The organism is Psychrobacter sp. T6-1 (genome assembly GCF_052258445.1).
In genome coordinates, this window is sequence record NZ_JBQQFC010000425.1 from 1 (window position 1) to 1,595 (window position 1,595).

The 1,595-nt window shown below is 52.4% G+C and carries 1 protein-coding gene; it reads right to left on the reverse strand.

The window, feature by feature from the left end; all coding sequences use genetic code 11:
- Positions 1-1,595 (reverse strand): transglutaminase family protein (locus tag ACTXGO_RS16385; protein ID WP_443574877.1); only part of this gene is annotated, 1,595 nt, incomplete at both ends.

Below are 1,595 nucleotides of genomic sequence, written 5' to 3' on the forward strand. Positions count from 1 at the left end.
GAGCTGGCTTGACTATCCTGATCGTAGCCGACGATGTCCTTTTGCCAGTAGTAGCTTGCTTGATCGGATAAGCGCCGTAGGGATTGAAGCATTTGATACTGCTGATAGCTCAGCTGAGCGCCCGCGCCGTCTCCGAACATCGCCGCGCCTCGGGACTGTGTCAGCGCATCCATACCTTGTTCGACGCGCTCAGGAGCAACAAAAGCCGTCGGATCGACGCGCACCCAACCTTGTCCTGCCAGCCACACCTCCGTCCAAGCGTGAGCATCCATTTGCCGCACCTCCCAGACATTGCCGCTGCGACTCGGCGCACCGCCCTGATAGCCTGCCACTACTCTAGCGGGGATACCCGCGGCGCGCAGCATAAAGGTAAAGCTTGAAGAATAGTGCTCACAAAATCCAGCTTTGGTATCAAATAAGAATCCATCAATACGGTTTTGATTCAGGCGCGGCGGCGCGAGCGTATAGCGAAACTCAGTTTGATTGATCCAGCGCTCAATAGCACTCATATAGCGCACTGGGTCTGAGCCAGCTTGGGCAAATAGCTGCTGGGCAAGCGCACGTGATTTGGGATTGCCATCGCTTGGTAGTGCAAGGTTGATACGTCTATCGTTATCATTCAACACAGGATCGATACGCATCGGCGCATAACGCAGCACATCATAACGTAGCTGCTGAGTCACAGGCTCGTCTTTGAGTAACGTAAAATCAGAGGTGACCGATGTGTTTTGCTGCTGAGTAAAAGGATAATCGAGACCAAATAACCAGCGCTGCTGGGTGGGCTCTAGGATGATCTCATAAGTAACAGGGGCTAATTTGGTCGCATCAGCAGCAGTAGCGAAGGCATTGATGAGCCATGGCGGCATCTGCCGAGCAGACTCCCATTGCCACTGTTGACGGCTTTGATTGGGTCGCCAAGTAATCCCATCAAAATCACTAAACACAAGGCCGCGCCAGTACAGATCTTCTTGCGGCGGACGTCTTTCTTTAAATTCGACGCGAAATGCCAGCGCCGTTGATTGACTTAGATTGGCAAAGTCGCCCGGCGACATACTGTCAGAGACACCCGTCGTCGCTTGTTGTCCTGAGAGCTGTACCGACCACAGCGGCGGCAGACGGGGGAAGAATAAAAACAGCACCACCAGCAGCGGCAGCGCGCCAATGCCTAACACGCCAAGGGTACGCATACGACCATCACCGCGCTGATTACCGTCGTCGTTTAGCGCAATAAACGCTAATAAGACAGCAAGAGTGCCTAAGATGACTTGTAGGGTTGTCAGCAGCCCTTGATCCATCAAAAACAGCGCCGCCAACACAAATAGCGATAAATTGAGCACTACATAAGCATCACGGCGCTTGTACAGCTCCCACAGTTTACTGACCAAACACAGCACCAAAAATGCCACGCCCATATCGAGACCAAAGGCGGTATTATAAGTTAGCCACAATCCTACCAGCCCTAATAAGAAGCCGAGCATTTGCACCCCTTGATAGAGGCGCTTAAAATAACGAGTGCTACTAAATTTGGCTTTGACGCGCGGTAATTGAGCGATGATACTTACGGCAGCAAAACCGACAAGCCACAGCGGTAGATG